The organism is Achromobacter sp. GbtcB20 (assembly GCF_019091095.1).
Classification (GTDB): Bacteria; Pseudomonadota; Gammaproteobacteria; order Burkholderiales; family Burkholderiaceae_B; genus Achromobacter; species Achromobacter mucicolens.
Genome location: NZ_JAGXJZ010000010.1, coordinates 1 through 16,858 on the forward strand (window position 1 = coordinate 1; position 16,858 = coordinate 16,858).

General features: G+C 68.1%; 15 protein-coding genes. 12 read left to right on the plus strand and 3 right to left on the minus strand.

Features of this window, described 5'->3' with window-relative positions; genetic code table 11:
* Positions 1-149: 149 nt before the first annotated feature.
* Positions 150-557 (minus strand): DoxX family protein, encoded by a 408-nt coding sequence (locus KVT32_RS14505; protein ID WP_152384223.1) that lies wholly within the window; start codon positions 555-557, stop codon positions 150-152.
* Between the two features lie 189 nt (positions 558-746).
* Positions 747-2,135, minus strand: coding sequence for an ATP-dependent RNA helicase DbpA (gene dbpA / locus KVT32_RS14510; protein ID WP_142055649.1), 1,389 nt, complete (start codon positions 2,133-2,135; stop codon positions 747-749).
* A 144-nt stretch (positions 2,136-2,279) separates the two neighbouring features.
* Here dbpA and KVT32_RS14515 point away from each other — a divergent pair, with 144 nt between their 5' ends.
* Complete coding sequence (locus KVT32_RS14515; protein ID WP_152384224.1) at positions 2,280-2,798, plus strand: hypothetical protein; 519 nt, start codon at positions 2,280-2,282, stop codon at positions 2,796-2,798.
* Between the two features lie 10 nt (positions 2,799-2,808).
* On the opposite strand, the gene KVT32_RS14520 is transcribed toward KVT32_RS14515, so the two are convergent.
* Positions 2,809-3,567: an IclR family transcriptional regulator gene (locus tag KVT32_RS14520; RefSeq protein WP_152384225.1), complete on the minus strand. Its 759-nt coding sequence runs from the start codon at positions 3,565-3,567 to the stop codon at positions 2,809-2,811.
* A gap of 161 nt (positions 3,568-3,728) precedes the next feature.
* On the opposite strand from KVT32_RS14520, the gene xsc reads away from it, so the two are divergent.
* The 11 genes from xsc (at position 3,729) to KVT32_RS14575 (ending at position 16,845) form a co-directional block, all read left to right on the plus strand.
* Positions 3,729-5,540 carry a sulfoacetaldehyde acetyltransferase gene (gene xsc / locus KVT32_RS14525; RefSeq protein WP_152384226.1) on the plus strand — a complete coding sequence of 604 codons (1,812 nt, stop codon included), beginning with the start codon at positions 3,729-3,731 and terminating at the stop codon, positions 5,538-5,540.
* A 100-nt stretch (positions 5,541-5,640) separates the two neighbouring features.
* The gene (locus KVT32_RS14530) at positions 5,641-6,561 is read left to right on the plus strand and encodes a bifunctional enoyl-CoA hydratase/phosphate acetyltransferase (protein WP_152384227.1); all 921 of its coding nucleotides are present in this window, start codon (positions 5,641-5,643) and stop codon (positions 6,559-6,561) included.
* Positions 6,562-6,685: 124 nt separating this feature from the next.
* Entirely contained in the window at positions 6,686-8,263 is a 1,578-nt protein-coding gene (locus KVT32_RS14535) for an ABC transporter substrate-binding protein (protein WP_062841340.1), read from the plus strand.
* A gap of 11 nt (positions 8,264-8,274) precedes the next feature.
* Complete coding sequence (locus tag KVT32_RS14540) at positions 8,275-9,243, plus strand: ABC transporter permease (RefSeq protein WP_152384228.1); 969 nt, start codon at positions 8,275-8,277, stop codon at positions 9,241-9,243.
* On the plus strand, positions 9,240-10,142 hold the full coding sequence (locus tag KVT32_RS14545) for an ABC transporter permease (protein ID WP_062841338.1): 903 nt from the start codon (positions 9,240-9,242) through the stop codon (positions 10,140-10,142). Before KVT32_RS14540 ends, KVT32_RS14545 begins: the two co-directional genes overlap by 4 nt.
* Positions 10,139-11,140 (plus strand): ABC transporter ATP-binding protein, encoded by a 1,002-nt coding sequence (locus tag KVT32_RS14550; RefSeq protein WP_175157241.1) that lies wholly within the window; start codon positions 10,139-10,141, stop codon positions 11,138-11,140. The genes KVT32_RS14545 and KVT32_RS14550 overlap by 4 nt, the downstream gene beginning before the upstream one ends.
* Positions 11,137-12,159: an ABC transporter ATP-binding protein gene (locus KVT32_RS14555; protein WP_217618413.1), complete on the plus strand. Its 1,023-nt coding sequence runs from the start codon at positions 11,137-11,139 to the stop codon at positions 12,157-12,159. The genes KVT32_RS14550 and KVT32_RS14555 overlap by 4 nt, the downstream gene beginning before the upstream one ends.
* 40 nt (positions 12,160-12,199) lie before the next feature.
* On the plus strand, positions 12,200-13,852 hold the full coding sequence (locus KVT32_RS14560; RefSeq protein WP_217618414.1) for an amidohydrolase: 1,653 nt from the start codon (positions 12,200-12,202) through the stop codon (positions 13,850-13,852).
* A 1-nt stretch (position 13,853) separates the two neighbouring features.
* Positions 13,854-14,915, plus strand: coding sequence for a GTP-binding protein (locus tag KVT32_RS14565; protein ID WP_152384231.1), 1,062 nt, complete (start codon positions 13,854-13,856; stop codon positions 14,913-14,915).
* A gap of 113 nt (positions 14,916-15,028) precedes the next feature.
* Positions 15,029-15,421: a nuclear transport factor 2 family protein gene (locus KVT32_RS14570; protein ID WP_142055635.1), complete on the plus strand. Its 393-nt coding sequence runs from the start codon at positions 15,029-15,031 to the stop codon at positions 15,419-15,421.
* A gap of 8 nt (positions 15,422-15,429) precedes the next feature.
* Positions 15,430-16,845: an FAD-binding oxidoreductase gene (locus KVT32_RS14575; RefSeq protein WP_152384232.1), complete on the plus strand. Its 1,416-nt coding sequence runs from the start codon at positions 15,430-15,432 to the stop codon at positions 16,843-16,845.
* Positions 16,846-16,858 lie beyond the last annotated feature (13 nt).

The following is a 16,858-nucleotide window of genomic DNA, read 5'->3' on the forward strand; positions in this document are numbered from 1 at the left end:
ATGAGAGGTCTCCCAGAAAGAACAATCCCCACTCAGCGTACCGCTTCGTGGGGATCGGGCTGACCATCTCATTAGGGACCGCGAATGCGCGGTCCCTTGGGATGTTGCCTTGCATGTCCGCCGCGTGGCGCGGCGGACAGGGCAGGCGGTCAGTTCCAGCGGCCGCCGGTGCCAGCCAGGCTGAAACGGCCGGCGCCCATGAACGCGATCGCCAGGCCGGTGAACAGGTACATGCCTTGCAATTCCAGTGCCCAGCCGCCGTTGTTGGTCATGCTGGCAATACTGCCGCTGTGGGCGAGCAGGATGGCGACGACCATGTTGATGGCGATGATCAGACCGGCCAGACGGGTGTAGACGCCGATGATCAGCAGGACGGGAGCGATGATTTCGCCAATGTACACGCCGTAGGCCAGGAAGCCGGGCAGGCCATGCGAGGACAGCATGCCGCTGATGCCGCCGACGCCGCCGCCGGTCAGCTTGAACAGGCCGTGGAGCAGAATCAGGATACCGAGGGTCAGGCGCAGGATCAGCTTGCCGGTGTCATCGGACTTGATCATGGTGAGTTTCTCTTGTGATGGTTAAGGGGGACAGTGGGCAGGTTGGAGCTCACTGCTTGCCTTTGGTTCCGCGCCCGCCGCGCCTTTCGAAAAAACCAGCATACCGGCGTGCGGGCGGCGCCATTATGGCAAAGCCCGTGTGAAACCCACAAGCTTTTGCCGCGCGTGACCGCTGCCCGCCATGCCGGATCAGAATTCTTCCAGGAAGCGCATCCGGAACCGGCGGCCCTTGATGTTGCTGTTGGAGATCCGGGAGAACGCCTGCTTGGCGATCTGGCGGTCCAGCGCCACATACGACGTGAATTCGGTGATATTGATCTTGCCGACCTGCTCGAACGTCAGGCCGCCGTCGCCGGTCAGCGCGCCCAGCAGGTCGCCAGGACGCAGCTTGTCCTTCTTGCCGCCCTGGATGCTCAGCGTGATCATGGGCGCGCGCAACGGGCGGTCCGCCTTGGGGCGCAGCGATTTGAGGTCGCCCCATTTCAGCGGCGAGCCCTGGTATTGCTCGATCAGGGTGGCCCAGCGCATCTCCTCGGGCGAGCACAGGCTGAGCGCCAGCCCCTTCTGGTCGCCCCGGCCGCTGCGGCCGATGCGGTGAACGTGGACCTCGGTGTCCTTGGTGACGTCCACGTTGATGACGGCGCCCAGGTTCTGGATGTCCAGCCCGCGCGCGGCCACGTCGGTGGCCACCAGCACGGCGCAGCTCTGGTTGGCAAACTGGATCAGGATTTCGTCGCGCTCGCGCTGCTCCAGGTCGCCATTGAGCGCCTGGGCGCTGATGCCCTCGGCTTGCAGGCGTTCCACCAGATCATGGCTGCGGATCTTGGTGTTGCAGAAGGCCAGCGTGGAGGCGGGACGGAAATGCGCCAGCAGCTTGGCCACCGCGTCCAGGCGTTCGCCTTCGTCGATCTCGTAGAAGATCTGCTCGATGCGGCTGGCGTCGTGTTGCGCCTCGACCTTGACCTCGGCGGGATTGCGCAGGAAACGCGCGCTGAGCTTGCGGATGTTGTCGGGATAGGTGGCCGAAAACAGCAGCGTCTGGCGCTTGGCGGGGCAGTGCGAGGCAATGGCGACGATGTCGTCATAAAAGCCCATGTCCACCATCCGGTCCGCTTCGTCCAGGACCAGCGTGTTCAGGCCCGACAGGTCCAGGCTGCCGCGTGCTAGGTGATCCTGGATGCGGCCGGGCGTGCCGACCACAAGGTGCGTGCCGCGGGCCAGCGACTCGGCCTGCGGCCGCGCCGCGGCGCCGCCGCACAGCGTCAGGATCTTCACATTGGGAATCAGGCGCGCCAGCCGCCGCAGCTCTTGCGCGACCTGGTCGGCCAGTTCGCGGGTGGGGCAGACCACCAGACCTTGCGGAACCAGGCGATTCACGTCCAGGTTCTGAAGCACGCCCAGCCCGAACGCCGCCGTCTTGCCGCTGCCGGTCTTGGCCTGGGCGATCACGTCGCGCCGGTCCAGGATGAGCGGCAGCGCCTGCGCCTGGATCGGCGTCATCTGTTCGAAACCCAGGGTTTTCAGGTTTTCGAGCAGCGGGGGAAGGAGGGGAAGGGTGGAGAAGGCGGTGTCGGTCACGGGGGGGCGGATCCGGTCAGGGATCGGAGAAAAGCTGAGTTGGGCGTAGTGTAAAGCCTGAGTCGGTATGATCTACCGACGGGGTGGCCGGCTGCGGGGCGGGCCTGTCCCGATCATCAACGCCAATTGACGTCAGGGTGGATCATGTTCGACAAGTTCAAGGCGCTGTCCGAAGGCGCGGCCGTCAAGGCGCGCGCGCTGACCAGCCGCACGGCCGGGGCGCTGGAAAATTCAAAAGCCCAGCTGGGCGATGCCGCCGCGAATGCGCGGGCCAAGGGCCTGGCGCTGGCGGGCGCCACAGCGGTGAAAGGCCGCGAGCTGGCCGGGGCCACTGTGGAAAAGGGCCGCGAACTGGCGGGCGCGACCGCCGAAAAGGGCAGCGCGCTGGTGGACCAGCATTGGCAGACCATCGAACGCGTGACGGTCGACGGCTTGCTCAGCGTCTCGGCCGAAAAGCTCAAGGACGACGCCATGGTCAAGGACGTGCTGGAGCGCGCCTACGAGGCGCTGCCGACCGTGGTGCGGCTCGTCCTGCCGCGCGACCGGTATCTGGAAATCGTCATTCAGAAAAAGCAGCCGCTGCTGGCCAAGATCGAAGGCGCGAGAAACCGCCGCCAGGAGCGGGCGCAGGCCGGCGCGGCCAGGAAGGACCCGGACGCGTGAATCGTCCGGACTAGGCGTACGCCTCGTACGTTCCCGCCAACGCCCGGGCGGCTTCCTGCATGCGCGGCAGCCACGCCCGCGCGCCGTCGATCGACAGTCTTGCCACCGGCGCATGCAGCGCCACCGCCGCAATGGCGCGCGATCCATGCAGGATGGGCACCGCCATGCAGACGATGCCCAGCAGGAATTCCTCGCGGTCGAAGCTGGCGCCTTCTTTCTTGATGGTCCGCAGTTCTTCTTCCAGCGCCGCCGCGTCGCAGAGCGTGTTCGGCGTATAGCGCGGCAACTGGGCCGCCGCCAGCATGCGCTGGCGGGTTTCGCGGCGCATGTACGCCAGGAACAGCTTGCCGCTTGCCGAACAATGCAGCGGCACGCGCGAGCCCGATTGCAGATTGACGCGCAGCGGCCAGGCGGTTTCCACCCGATCCAGGTAGATGACCTCGTCGCCGTCGAGCATGGTGCAGTTGCAGGTCTCGCCGATTTCGTCGACCAGGCTGTCCAGGATGCGGTGGCGCTCGCCGCGTAGCGGTGAATTGAGCAAGGTGTCGCGCGCCAGCGCCCCAAGACGTGGGCCGCTGACGTAGCTTTTGCCGGCCGGTTCGCGCAGCAGCATGCCGGCGTCGACCAGGCGCGACAGGATGCGCAGGACGGACGGTTTGGGCAGGCCGGTGGCCTCGGTCAGTTCGGCCAGCGAGACGGGCTGGGACGAACGGGCAACCTGTTCCAGCAGCGTCAGCGCGCGCAGGGCGGCGGAGGATTCGTCTTTCATCTTTCAATAATTGAAGAATTGGCGGTCGGCTGCCCATCGTCGCACAGAAAATGCAGAAAATGGAACGCCCGGGGGTGGGAAGGTAGGGATTTCTGGCGCAGTATCGGATCACACCGGCCAACTAGCAATCGGACGAGCGCCGGCATGCCAGGAGAGAGACCATGAGCAGCAAGCAACACATGACCCCCAGCGAAGCGTTTGTGGAAACGCTGGTCGCGCAGGGCGTCAAGGATGTTTTCGGCATCGTCGGTTCGGCCTTCATGGATGCGCTGGACCTGTTTCCCGCGGCCGGCATCCGCTTCGTGCCGACGGTGCACGAACAGGGCGCGGCGCACATGGCCGACGGCTATTCGCGCGTGACCGGCCGGCACGGCGTGTGCATTGCACAAAACGGTCCCGGCATCACCAACTTCGTGACGGGCGTGGCGGCGGCGTATTGGGCGCACAGCCCGGTGGTGGCGATCACGCCCGAGACCGGCACGTCGGGCATGGGGCTGGGCGGCTTCCAGGAGACCGAGCAGCTGCCGATCTTCTCGCGCATCACGAAGTACCAGGCGCACGTGAACCGCCCGGATCGCATGGCCGAGTTCACGGCCAAGGCGTTCGACAATGCGATGGCCGAACGCGGCCCCGCGCAGCTGAACATTCCGCGCGACTATTTCTACGGCGAAATCGACGTGGCCATCCCTGAGCCGCGCCGCATCCGGCGCGGGCCGGGCTCCGAAGAGGACCTGGAAGCCGCGGCGCGCATGCTGGCCGAGGCCAAGTTCCCGGTCATCGTGGCGGGCGGCGGCGTGTTGTTCTCGGACGGGCAGGGGGAATGCGTGGCGCTGGCCGAGCTCTTGGGCGCGCCGGTGGTGACCAGCTATCTGCACAACGATGCGTTCCCGGCCAGCCATCCGCTGTGGTGCGGGCCGCTGGGCTACCAGGGCGCCAAGGCCGGCATGAAGCTGCTGTCGCAGGCGGACGTGGTGCTGGCGCTGGGCACCCGCCTGGGGCCCTTCGGCACGCTGCCGCAACACGGGCTGGAATACTGGCCGCAGAATGCCCGCATCATCCAGGTCGACGCCGACCATCGCATGCTGGGCCTGGTGCGACCGGTGTCCGTGGGCATCTGCGGCGACGCCAAGCCGGCCGCCGCCGCGCTGACGGCCAAGCTGCAGGGTCGCGACGTGGCCTGCGTGCGCACCAAGGATCAGCGCGCCAGCGAGATCTCTGCCCAGAAGGCCGAGTGGGAACAGGAACTGGACAGCTGGTCGCACGAGCGCGACGACTGGAGCCTGGACATCATCGAGCAGGGCGGCGGGCGCATGCACCCGCGCCGCATGCTGCGCGAGCTTGAACGCGCGATGCCCAAGCACGTGATGGTCTCCACCGATATCGGCAACATCTGCTCGGTGTCCAACAGCTACCTGCGTTTTGACGAGCCCAACTCCATGCTGGCAGCCATGAGTTTCGGCAACTGCGGTTACGCGCTGCCGGCGTTGATCGGCGCCAAGCTTGGCCGGCCCGACCGCCCGGCGGTGGCGTATGTGGGCGATGGCGCCTGGTGCATGAGCTTCCAGGAATTGCTGACCTGCGTACGCGAGCAGATCCCGGTGACCGCGGTCGTGTTCCACAACGGCCAGTGGGGCGCCGAGAAAAAGAACCAGGTCGACTTCTATGGCCGCCGCTTCGTGGGCAGCAACCTGCGCAATCCCAACTTCTCGGAATTGGCGCGCGCCATGGGGGCCGAAGGCATCCGCGTGGAACACGCCGACCAGGTCGGCGCCGCGCTGCAGGCCGCGTGCCAGGCGCAGCTTGAAGGCAAGACCACCGTGCTGGAGATGATGGTCAGCCAGGAGCTGGGCGATCCGTTCCGCCGGGATGCGCTCAAGCAGCCGGTGCGGTTCCTGGACAAGTACCGCAAGTACGTGAACCAGCCGTTCCAGGCCGGCGAGGTGCCGCTGTCGATCGAGCCGGTGGGACGCTGACCGGCGCGCCCGGCGCGGGCAGGGGCAGGGCGTCACGCCCTGGCCCCGCGCCGGTCAATCACCCGGCCGCCGCACGCGCGGCCGCGGCAGGAGCGAAGACATGGCATTCGACCGTTTGTTCGGGCCGCTGCGCGTTGCCGCGCTGGCGGCGGGGCGGCTGCGCACCGCGGTGGCGTATCCGCTGTGCCCCGTCAGCCTGCGCGCCGCCGTAGAGGCGAGCGAGGCAGGCTACATCGAGCCCGTGCTGGTCGGGCCCGCGGACCGCATGGCCACGCTGATGGCGCAGGAAGGCATACGCGCGGGTTCCATGGAGATCGTCGACACGCCAGACGATGAGCTTGCGGCCGCACGCGCGGCCGCGGCGCTGGCGCGTGACGGCGCGGTCCGCATGCTGATGAAGGGCAGCCTGCACACCGATCACTTCATGTCGGCGGTGGTGACGCGCGAATCGGGCCTGCGCACGGGCCGGCGCATCAGCCACGCCTTCGTGATGGCGGTGGCGGCCTACCCGAAGCTGCTGATCCTGACCGACGCGGCCGTCAACATCGCGCCCACCTTGCAGGAAAAGGCGGACATCGCGCAGAACGCCATTGATCTGGCGCGCGCCCTCGGCGTGGAACGGCCCAAGGTTGCGGTGCTGTGCGCCACCGAATCGGTCAACCCGGCGATGCCGGCCACGCTGGATGCGGCCGCGCTGTCCAAGATGGCGGACCGCCAGCAGATCCGGGGCGGGGACATCGATGGGCCGCTGGCCTTCGACAATGCCATCTCGCGCGAGGCTGCCGATCAGAAAGGCATCGTGTCGCGCGTGGCGGGCGACGCCGACATCCTGCTGGTGCCCGACATCGAGGCCGGCAACATGCTCTACAAGGAGCTCACGTGGCTGGCGGGCGCCGGCGCGGCGGGCCTGGTGCTGGGCACGCGGGTGCCGGTGCTGTTGACGAGCCGGTCCGATTCGATGGAAGCGCGGGTGAACAGTTGCGCCGTCGCGGCGCTGCACGCGCACGCCATCGGCCGGTGACCGCAGGCAAGCCTGGCACCACCAAGTCTGGCGGTTTGGTACTAAGCGTGCATCCGGGGGATGACTACGCTAGACCGCAAGCCATCCATGAATGGTTCACGCCACAACATCAAAGGGGTAGCACATGCGCAGCGCAAGACTAGGCCTGGCCACGATTCTGTCGGTGTTTGCAATGGCGGGGGGCGCTGGAGCGGCGGACGCGCCCAAGGCCGGGGGCACGCTGGTCATCGGATCCACGCAGGTGCCGCGGCACCTGAACGGCGCGGTCCAGTCGGGAACGGCCACCGCGCTGCCCAGCGCACAGCTCTTTGCCAGCCCGCTGCGCTACGACGCCGACTGGAAGCCGCAGCCTTACCTGGCTGAGTCGTGGGAGCTGGCGCCGGACGGCAAGTCGCTGACGCTGCACCTGCGCGGCGATGCGGTTTTTCATGACGGCAAACCCGTGACGTCCGAGGACGTGGCGTTCTCGATCATGGCGGTCAAGCAGAACCATCCCTTCCAGACGATGTTCGCGCCCGTCGAAAGCGTGGACACGCCCGACGCGCGCACCGCCGTGCTGCGCATGAGCAAGCCGCATCCGGCAATCCTGCTGGCGCTGTCGCCGGCGCTGATGCCGGTGCTGCCCAAGCACATCTACGGCGACGGCCAGGACCTGAAAACGCATCCGCGCAACTCCGCGAACGTCGTGGGCTCGGGCCCGTTCGTCTTCAAGGAGTTCAAGCCGGGACAGGAGATCGTGCTGGAACGGTTCGACAAGTTCTTCTTGAAGGGCAAGCCGCTGCTGGACCGCGTGGTGGTCAAGATCAATCCCGACGCCACCAATCTGCTGATCGGGCTGGAGCGCGGCGATATCGGCGCGCTGCCGTTCATGACCGAGCCGACCATCCTGCGGCGCGCCAAGGACAATCCGTCCATCGTCATGACAAGCAAGGGCTATGAAGGCATCGGCGCGCTCAGCTGGCTGGCGTTCAACACGGCGCGCAAGCCGCTGGACGACGTGCGGGTGCGCCAGGCCATTGCCTACGCGACGGACAAGGGCTTCATCACGAAGGCGCTGAATGCGGGCTTTGCCGCGCCGGCGCATGGCCCGATCGTGGGCACCAGCCCCTTTGCCAGCGACGACGTGAAGAAGTATCCGCTGGACCTCAAGCGCGCCGAACAGCTGCTGGACGAGGCCGGGTTCAAGAAGGATGGCAAGGGCGAGCGCATGACGCTCACGGTGGACTACATGCCGGGCAGCGACGTGCAGGGCAAGAACGTCGCCGAGTACCTGCGCAGCCAGTTGAAGAAGGTGGGCATCAACGTGCAGGTGCGCGCGTCGCCGGACTTTCCGACGTGGGCCAAGCGCATCGCCGGCAAGGACTTCGACATGACCACCGACATCGTCTTCAACTGGGGCGATCCGGTCATCGGCGTGCACCGCACGTATATGTCGTCCAACATCCGCGACATCATCTGGACCAACACGCAGTCCTACAAGAATCCGAAGGTCGATGCGCTGCTGGAGCAGGCGGGCACCGAGACCGACGCGGACAAGCGCCGCGCGCTGTATGCGGAGTTCCAGCGCCTGGTGACCGAGGACGTGCCCATCGACTTCCTGACCGTCATTCCGTACCACACGCTCTCGTCCAAGAAGGTGCAGGGCCTGCCGTCCGGCATATGGGGACTTCTGTCGCCGCTGGATGAAACGTCCGTGCAGTAGCGGGAGCCGTCATGCTGCGATATCTCTCGCGCCGCCTGGCCTACGCCGCGATCCTGTTGCTGGCCGTGGTGACGCTGAACTTCCTGCTCATCCACATCTCGCCGGGCGACCCCGTGGAGACCATCGCGGGGTCCATGGGCGGCATCAGCGAAGACCTGCGCGCCCAGCTGCGCGCGCAGTACGGGCTGGACAAACCGTTCCTCGCGCAGCTTGGCATCTATCTGGGGCAGGTCGTGCGCGGCGACCTGGGGTATTCCTACTTCTTCAACGTGCCGGTCGCCCAATTGATCTGGGACCGCGTGCCGGCCACGCTGCTGCTGGTGGTGACGTCGGTGACCGTGGCCTTCCTGACGGGCACGCTGCTGGGCACGCTGGCCGCCAGAAAGCCCAACGGCCTGCTGTCGCAGGGGATCACGCTGCTGTCGGTCGTGGGCTATTCGGCGCCGGTGTTCTGGACCGGCATCATCCTCATCATCCTGTTCGCCTCGGTGCTGCCGATCTTTCCGGTGTCGGACATGCGGTCGGCGGGCGGACCGCAGGACGGCTGGGCGGGTGTGCTGGACGTGCTGCATCATCTGGTGCTGCCGGCGTTCACGCTGGCTTTCGTGTACCTGGCGCAATACAGCCGGCTGGCGCGCGCCAGCGTCATGGACGCGCTGTCGGCCGACTACATCCGCACCGCGCGCGCCAAAGGCCTGCCGGAAAACACGGTGCTGTACAAGCACGCGCTGCGCAACGGCGTGCTGCCGGTGGTGACCATGCTGGGGCTGCAGTTCGGCAACGTGCTGGCCGGGGCGATTCTTGTGGAGACCGTCTTCAATTGGCCGGGGCTGGGACGCCTGGCCTTCGATTCCGTGCTGCGCCGTGATTATCCGACGCTGCTGGGCATCCTGCTCTTTGCCTCGTTGCTGGTCGTGGTGATGAACCAGCTTACCGATCTGGCGTACCGCCTGATCGATCCCCGGATCAAGACATCATGAGACCCGCACCCATCGCGCTGCCCGGGCAGGCCCGCGCCGACGCCCGTCCCAAACCGCCGCCCCGGCCGTCGTACGAGGCGCTGCGCGTGTTCGCGCGCAACCCCAGCGCGCTGGCCGGCGTGCTGCTGCTGGCGGCGATCCTGGCGGTCACGATCTTCGGTCCGATGATGATGCAGGCCGATCCCTTCGAGATCGCCGCCGCGCCGATGGAACCGCCCGGTGGCGAACTGCTGCTGGGGTCCGACTACCTGGGCCGCGACGTGCTGACCGGCATGATCTACGGCGGCCGCGCAACCCTGCTGGTGGGCGTGGTGGCGGCGGTGCTGTCCATGGCGATCGGCATCACCGTCGGCGCGCTAGCGGGCTATTACGGCGGCTGGGTCGACGAAACCCTGATGCGCATCACGGAATTCTTCCAGGTGCTGCCCACCTTGCTCTTTGCGATGGTGCTGGTGACCCTCTTCAGCCCGTCGCTGGCCACCATCGCGGTCGCGATCGGCGTAGTCAGCTGGACGGGAACCGCGCGGCTGGCCCGCGGCGAGTTCCTGCGGTTAAAGCGCCGCGAATACGTGCTGGCCGAGCGCGTGATCGGCGCCGGGGACGCGCGCATCATCTGGCGCGTCATCCTGCCCAATGCGCTGGCGCCGCTGATCGTGTCGGCCACGCTGGCCATCGGCACGGCGATCCTGTTCGAGGCAGGGTTGTCGTTCCTGGGCCTGGGCGATCCCAACGTGATGAGCTGGGGCCTGATGATCGGCAGCAACCGGCCCTACATCCTGACCGCGTGGTGGGCAGTGACCTTGCCGGGCGCGGCCATCTTCCTGACCGTGCTGGCCGTCAGCCTGATCGGCGATGGCCTGAACGATGCGCTCAATCCGACGTCGCGGGGCCGGGCATGAACGCGGCCGACCTGACTCCCGTGCTGCAAGTGGACGGCCTGAGCCTGGAATTCCGCACGCGCGGCCGCGCGGCCGAAGTCCTGAGCGACGTGAGCTTTGACCTGCGTCCCGGCGAAACGCTGTGCCTGGTCGGCGAATCCGGCTGCGGCAAGAGCATGACGGCGCTGGCGATCATGCGCCTCATCCCGCCGCTGGCCCGCATCGGCGCGGGCCACGTGCGCCTGCGCGGCGCGGACCTTGCCATGCACGACGACGAGGCCATGCGCCGGGTGCGCGGCAACAACATCTCGATGATCTTCCAGGAGCCCATGACCGCGCTCAATCCGGTCTACACCGTGGGCGACCAGATCGGCGAGCCGCTGCGCCAGCACCAGGGCCTTTCCAAGCGCCAGGCGCGCGAGCGCGCCATCGAAATGCTCAAGTCGGTGGGCATCCCGCTGCCCGAACGCCGCGTGGACGACTATCCGCACCAGCTGTCCGGCGGCATGCGGCAGCGGGTCATGATCGCGATTGCGCTGGCCTGCGACCCGGACGTGCTCATCGCCGACGAGCCCACGACCGCGCTGGACGTGACGGTGCAGGCGCAGATCTTCGACCTGTTGCGCGAGCAGCAGGCGCGCCGCGGCACCGCCGTGCTGCTGATCACGCATGACATGGGCGCGGTGTCCGAGATGGCGGACCGCGTGGTGGTGATGTATGGCGGGCGCGTGGTGGAGCAGGGCAGCGTCGGCCAGATCCTGGCCCAGCCCCGCCATCCTTACACGCAGGGGCTGATCGCCTGCCTGCCGGAACTGGATCGCGAGCCCAGCGACGACCGGCCCGATCTGCCTGAGATTTCCGGCGTAGTGCCCTCGGTCTGGGAGCGCGGCGCCGGCTGCCCCTTCGTTGACCGCTGCAAGCACGCGATGGCGCGGTGCAGCCGCGAGTTTCCGCCCATGACGCTGCTGGACGGCGGCCAGGGCGTGTCCTGTTGGCTTTATCCGGAGGCATCGCAATGAGCCCGTCGCACGCGTCGTCCCTGCTGTCCGTGCGAGACCTGTCGGTGCATTTCCCGGTGGGCGGGCGCGGGCGCGATGGCAAGCCGGTGGTCGTGCGGGCGGTGGACGGCGTGTCGTTCGAGCTTGAGCGCGGCCGCACGCTGGCCATCGTGGGCGAGTCCGGTTCGGGCAAGACCACCACGGCGCTGTCGGTGCTGCGCCTGGCGGACCCCACCGGCGGCAGCATCCATTTCGATGGCAATGACCTGACCGCGATGCGCGGCGCGGCGCTGCGGCGCATGCGGCGCCGGTTGCAGCTGGTGTTCCAGGATCCGTACTCGTCGCTCAACCCGCGTCAGCGCGCCGAGGACATCGTGCGCACGCCGCTGGACCTGATGGGCATCGAGCCGCCGGGCGGGCGCGAGGCGCGCGTGGCGTTGATGTTCGAACTGGTGGGCCTGCGGCCCGAACAGCGCCAGCTGTTTCCGCACCAGTTCTCGGGCGGGCAGCGCCAGCGGCTGAACATCGCGCGGGCGCTGGCCAGCGCGCCGGACCTGATCGTCTGCGACGAGCCCGTGTCCGCGCTGGATATCGCCATCCGCGCGCAGATCCTGAACCTGCTGCGCCGGATCCAGCGCGAGCAGGGGCAATCGTTTCTCTTCATTTCGCACGACATGGCGGTGGTGGAGCACGTGTGCGACGACATTGCCGTCATGTATCTGGGCAAGATCATCGAACGGGCCTCGCGGCGCGCGTTTTTCTCGCGGCCCCTGCATCCGTACAGCGTGGCGCTGATGGCCGCCGTGCCTACCGTGAAGGGCGGGCGCGAGACGGCGGCGCGGCGGGTCAAGCTGTCCGGCGATCCGCCCAGCCCGGTCAACCCGCCGCCCGGCTGCCGCTTCGCGGGCCGCTGTCCAGCCGCGCAGGCGCTGTGCTCGACCCGGGAACCCGCCTTGCGCGAGGTTGCCCCGGCGCATCACGTGGCCTGCCATTTCGTCGAGACGCGCGGCGGCGTGACGGTGTCGCCGTTGCAGGGCTGATGCGCGCGTGCCGATATTTCCCGACTGACAAGGAATCCCGATGAACCAGCCTTCCGGCGCCACGACCCTCTACGTCGCGCGAACCATCCTCACCATGAACCCCGCGCAGCCGCGCGCGACCCACGTGGCCGTGCGCGATGGCCGCATTCTGGGCGTGGGAACGCGGGAGGAACTGGCCGGTTGGGGGCCGGCGCAGGTCGACGACCGGTACGCGGACAGCGTGCTGATGCCGGGCTTGGTTGAAGGCCATTGCCATCTGCCCGAGGGCGGCATGTGGAAGTTCGTCTATGTGGGCTTTTATGACCGGCGCGGCCCCGACGGCAAGCTGTGGCCGGGCCTGAAAAGCTTTGCGGACGTGGCGGCCCGACTGCGCGATGCCGAGCGGTCGCTCGCGCAGGGCGAGACGCTGATCGGCTGGGGTTTCGATCCCATCTTCTTTGGCGGCGACCGCATGAGCATCCATGACCTGGATGCGGTATCGGCCGAGCGCCCCGTGGTCGTGATGCACGCCAGCATGCACCTCATGAACGTCAATTCGCCCATGTTGGCGCGCGCCGGTATCGACCGCGATACCGGCATCGAAGGCGTGACCCGGCTGGCGGACGGGCGGCCCAGCGGCGAACTCTGCGAGTTTGCGGCGATGTTTCCCGTCATGCGGCTGATCGGCAGCCCGTTCCGCACGGTGGGGCTGACCGAAGAAGGGCTGCGGATGTTCGGCAAGGTGGCGCAGTGGGCGGGGGTGACCACCGCGACGGATCTGGTCAACGAGCTGAACGACGAAGGATTGGCGACGCTGGCGCGGGTGACGGCGGAATCCGGCTATCCCGTGCGCATCGTGCCCGCCGCGTCGGCGCTGACCTACGCGGGCAACGCGGCCGGCTGCCTGGAGAAGCTGGCGGCGGCCCGTCGCCTGAATCACGCCAAGCTGCATCTGGGCATGGTGAAGCTGGTGGTGGACGGATCCATTCAGGGCTTCACGGCGCGGGTGCGCTGGCCCGGCTATTACAACGGCGCGCCCAACGGCATCTGGGTCATCGCGCCGTCCGAACTGGATGCGATGGTGCAGACCTACCACGACGCCGGCGCGCAACTGCACATCCACACCAACGGCGACGAAGCCACGCAGCTGGCGATCGAGGCCGTGGACCGCGCGCTTCGCCGCACCCCGCGGCGCGACCACCGCCACACGCTGCAGCACTGCCAGATGGCCGACGCGGCCCAGTTCCGGCAGATGGCCAGCCTGGGCATGTGCGTGAACCTCTTTGCCAACCACATCTACTACTGGGGCGATGCCCACTATGCGCTGACGATGGGCCCGGACCGCGCCAACCGCATGGACGCTTGCGCGTCGGCGGCGCGGGCGGGCGTGCCCTACGCCATCCATTCCGACGCGCCCATCACGCCGCTCGGCCCGCTCTTTACGGCCTGGTGCGCCGTGAACCGGCAGACGGCCTCGGGCCGCGTGCTGGGCGAGTCGGAGCGCATCGGCGTCGACGCGGCGCTGCATGCCATCACGCTGGGCGCGGCGTATACCTTGCACATGGATCATCTGGTCGGTTCCATCGAAGTGGGCAAATACGCGGACTTCTGCGTGCTTGCCGACGACCCGTCCGCCGCCGCGCCGCAGTCGCTGAAGGACCTGAAGGTGCTGGGCACGGTCATCGGCGGGCGTCCGCTGCCGCTGGAGGCGTGACATGGCGCGCATTCCGTTGACGGTGGTCGGCGGCTTCCTGGGCGCGGGCAAGACCACCTTGCTCAATCATGTGCTGACGGCCAGCCCGCGCCGCGCGGCGGTGCTGGTCAACGACTTCGGTCCCGTGGACATCGACGCGAGCCTCATCGCAGGGCGCGCCGACAACGTCATCCGGCTGTCCAATGGCTGTGTCTGCTGCTCGATGGCAGGCGGACTGGACGATGCGCTGGCCCGCGTGCTGGCGCTTGATCCCTTGCCCGAGTGGATAGTCATCGAGGCGAGCGGCGTGTCCGATCCGGGACGCATTGCGCAGGTCGGCATGGCCGACCCGCTGTTGCAGCTGGAAGCCGTGGTGGTGCTGGCCGATGCGGGCGCGATCCGCGACGTGGCGGCCGATCCGCTGCTGGCCGACACGGTGCTGCGGCAGCTGCGCGCGGCCGATCTGCTGGTGCTGAACAAGACGGACCTGGCCACGCCGGCTGAGCTGGCGGCGGTGCATGACTGGCTGCGCGAGGCGAGCGGCGGGGCGCCTGTGGTGCAGACGCGCGAGGGAAAGTTGGACCTGCGGCTGCTTGGCGGCGGGGATGGCGCGTTGGAGGCCAGGCACGCGGATGACGAGGCCCACGCCTGCGGACACGGCGGGGTGCAGGCCGCCGCCGCTGACTGCGGCCACGGCGGCGCCGTCGACGCCGGACACAGCAGCCGGCGCGATGCGCCGCCCGACCCCGACCATCCGTTCCACAGCTGGCTGTGGCGCGCACCCGCGCTGGTCGATGCCGACATGCTGGCCGAGCGCCTGAAGCAGCTGCCGCGCCACGTGCTGCGGGCCAAGGGGTGGGTGTGCACCGGCCGGCATGGCTGGGTGCTGGTGCAGTTTGCGGGACGGCGCGTGCGCTTTGACACGCAGGCGCGTATGCCGGCAGGGCAGCGCGAGCCGTCGCTGGTGGTGATCGGCATGCGCGGCGTCACGGACATGCCGGCCATCGCGGCGCGGTTGGACGGGGCGGCGCTGCCTGGCGCCGACGGCGCGCCGGAACCGTCGTGGGCCGAGCCGCTGCGCTAGTTCTGGTGCAAGCGATTCCCCGGGTCTGGTCCTACCCCCGTGCATGGCCCGCACGTACCTTGAGGGTTCAGCGTGGACGCATCTCGCGCCGCGCCAGCGAAGGAGGGTAGGCAATGCAAAAGTCCGTCACCGTGGAAATGCTGGCCGAGTTTGCGGCCGCCTGGAACCGGCACGACATCGACGCCTTGATGTCGTTCATGAGCGAAGACTGCGTGTTCGAGACCGTGGGCGGGCCGGAGCAATACGGCAGCCGTCACGCGGGTCCGGAGGCGGTGCGCGCGGCCTTTGCCGCGGCCTGGAAGAACTTTCCGGACGCGCAATGGGAGAACGGACGGCACTGGGTGGCCGGCGACCGCGGCGTGTCCGAGTCCACGTTTTGCGGCACGGCGGCGGACGGCTCGCGGGTGCAGGCCGACATGGTCGACGTGTTCACCTTCAAGGACGGCAAGATCCAGGTGAAGAACGCCTTTCGCAAGCAGCGTCCGGCCTTGCCGGCAAAGGCCTAGATTCCGTCATGGATACGCAAATGTCGGTCGGCATTCCGCGCCCGGCGCCCGCGTCCGGCGCCGCCCTCAACGCCTACAACCCGGCCTACGATCCGCTGGTGTCTCCGCCCGGCCAGGGCCAGGACTACGCGCCGACCTACTGGGTGGCGACGGCTGGCGCGCCGCCCGAGGACGATGGGCCGATCAACGGCGACGTGGACGCCGACGTGGTGATCGTCGGCTCGGGCTTTACCGGGTTGTCGGCCGCGCTGGCGCTGGCGCGCGACTTCGGCGTGAAGGCGGTCGTGCTGGAAGCCAACCGCGCGGTCTGGGGCTGCACCAGCCGCAATGGCGGACAGGGCCAGAACGCGTCCGGACGCCTGTACCGCTCGCAGTGGATCGAACGCTGGGGACTGGACACGGCCAAGCGCCTGGACGCCGAGATCCGCGAAGGATTCGAATACTGGAAGAGCCTGGTGGCGCAGGTGGATTGCGATGCGCAACCCGGCGGCCACCTGTACACGGCGCATCGCCAGAAGAAAATGGCCTTCCTGCAAAACGAGGCGCGCCTGATGCGCGACGTCTTCGGCTACGACACCAGGATGCTCAGCAGCGCAGAACTGCGCGAACGATACGTCGACGACCGCGAGGCCGTGGGCGCCATGCACGAGCCGGATGGCGTCGGCGTGCATCCGCTCAAGCTGGCGTACGGCTATCTGCGGCAGGCGCGGGCGCTGGGCGTGCGCATTCATCCATCCAGCCCCGTGCTGGGCTGGCACGTGGAAAACGGCGTGTACCGGCTGCAGACCCCCGGCGGCACGGTGCGCGCCCGCCGCGTGGCGTTCGCCACCGGCGGCTATACCGCGCAGGGCGTGAACCGGCTGCTGGACAATCGCATCATGCCGGTGCTGTCCAACTCCATGGTCACGCGCGAGCTCTCGCCGGCCGAACGCGAGGCGGCGGGATTGAAGAGCACGGTGTTCATCACCGACACGCGCACGCTGCGCTTTTACTACCGCCTGCTGCCCGACGGCCGCATGCAGATCGGCAGCCGCAGCGCGCTGCGCGGCGCGGACGCCGAGAACCCCCGGCACCTGGCGCTGCTGCGCGAAGGCCTGGCGCGCAAGTTCCCCGCGCTGCGCGGCGTGGACGTGGCCTATTCATGGTGGGGCTGGGTCGACGTCAGCCACGACATGATGCCGCGCGTGACGCAGCCCGATCCCGCGCAGCAGGTGTATTACGCCTTCGGCTACGGCGGCAACGGCGTGGCCTTCTCGGCCCACGCCGGCAGGCGGCTGGCGCAACGCATGATGGGCAAGGACGGCATTGCGTGGAACCTGCCGATCTACGACACGCCATTGCCAGGCCACCTGTTCGCGCCATTCCGCCGGATCGGGCAGGGGTTGTTGTACCGGTGGTACTACCTGCGCGACGAACTGCTCTGACTGTGCGAAGGTG

Bases quoted from the DNA above. Each gene is read 5' to 3' on its own strand.
- KVT32_RS14530 (WP_152384227.1), top strand. From the start codon at position 5,641: ATGGCATTCGACCGTTTGTTCGGGCCGCTGCGCGTTGCCGCGCTGGCG.
- KVT32_RS14540 (WP_152384228.1), top strand. From the start codon at position 8,275: ATGCTGCGATATCTCTCGCGCCGCCTGGCCTACGCCGCGATCCTGTTG.
- KVT32_RS14570 (WP_142055635.1), top strand. From the start codon at position 15,029: ATGCAAAAGTCCGTCACCGTGGAAATGCTGGCCGAGTTTGCGGCCGCC.
- KVT32_RS14520 (WP_152384225.1), bottom strand. From the start codon at position 3,567: ATGAAAGACGAATCCTCCGCCGCCCTGCGCGCGCTGACGCTGCTGGAA.
- KVT32_RS14545 (WP_062841338.1), top strand. From the start codon at position 9,240: ATGAGACCCGCACCCATCGCGCTGCCCGGGCAGGCCCGCGCCGACGCC.
- KVT32_RS14555 (WP_217618413.1), top strand. From the start codon at position 11,137: ATGAGCCCGTCGCACGCGTCGTCCCTGCTGTCCGTGCGAGACCTGTCG.
- KVT32_RS14575 (WP_152384232.1), top strand. From the start codon at position 15,430: ATGGATACGCAAATGTCGGTCGGCATTCCGCGCCCGGCGCCCGCGTCC.
- KVT32_RS14515 (WP_152384224.1), top strand. From the start codon at position 2,280: ATGTTCGACAAGTTCAAGGCGCTGTCCGAAGGCGCGGCCGTCAAGGCG.
- KVT32_RS14505 (WP_152384223.1), bottom strand. From the start codon at position 557: ATGATCAAGTCCGATGACACCGGCAAGCTGATCCTGCGCCTGACCCTC.
- KVT32_RS14565 (WP_152384231.1), top strand. From the start codon at position 13,854: ATGGCGCGCATTCCGTTGACGGTGGTCGGCGGCTTCCTGGGCGCGGGC.
- KVT32_RS14535 (WP_062841340.1), top strand. From the start codon at position 6,686: ATGCGCAGCGCAAGACTAGGCCTGGCCACGATTCTGTCGGTGTTTGCA.
- xsc (WP_152384226.1), top strand. From the start codon at position 3,729: ATGAGCAGCAAGCAACACATGACCCCCAGCGAAGCGTTTGTGGAAACG.
- KVT32_RS14550 (WP_175157241.1), top strand. From the start codon at position 10,139: ATGAACGCGGCCGACCTGACTCCCGTGCTGCAAGTGGACGGCCTGAGC.
- KVT32_RS14560 (WP_217618414.1), top strand. From the start codon at position 12,200: ATGAACCAGCCTTCCGGCGCCACGACCCTCTACGTCGCGCGAACCATC.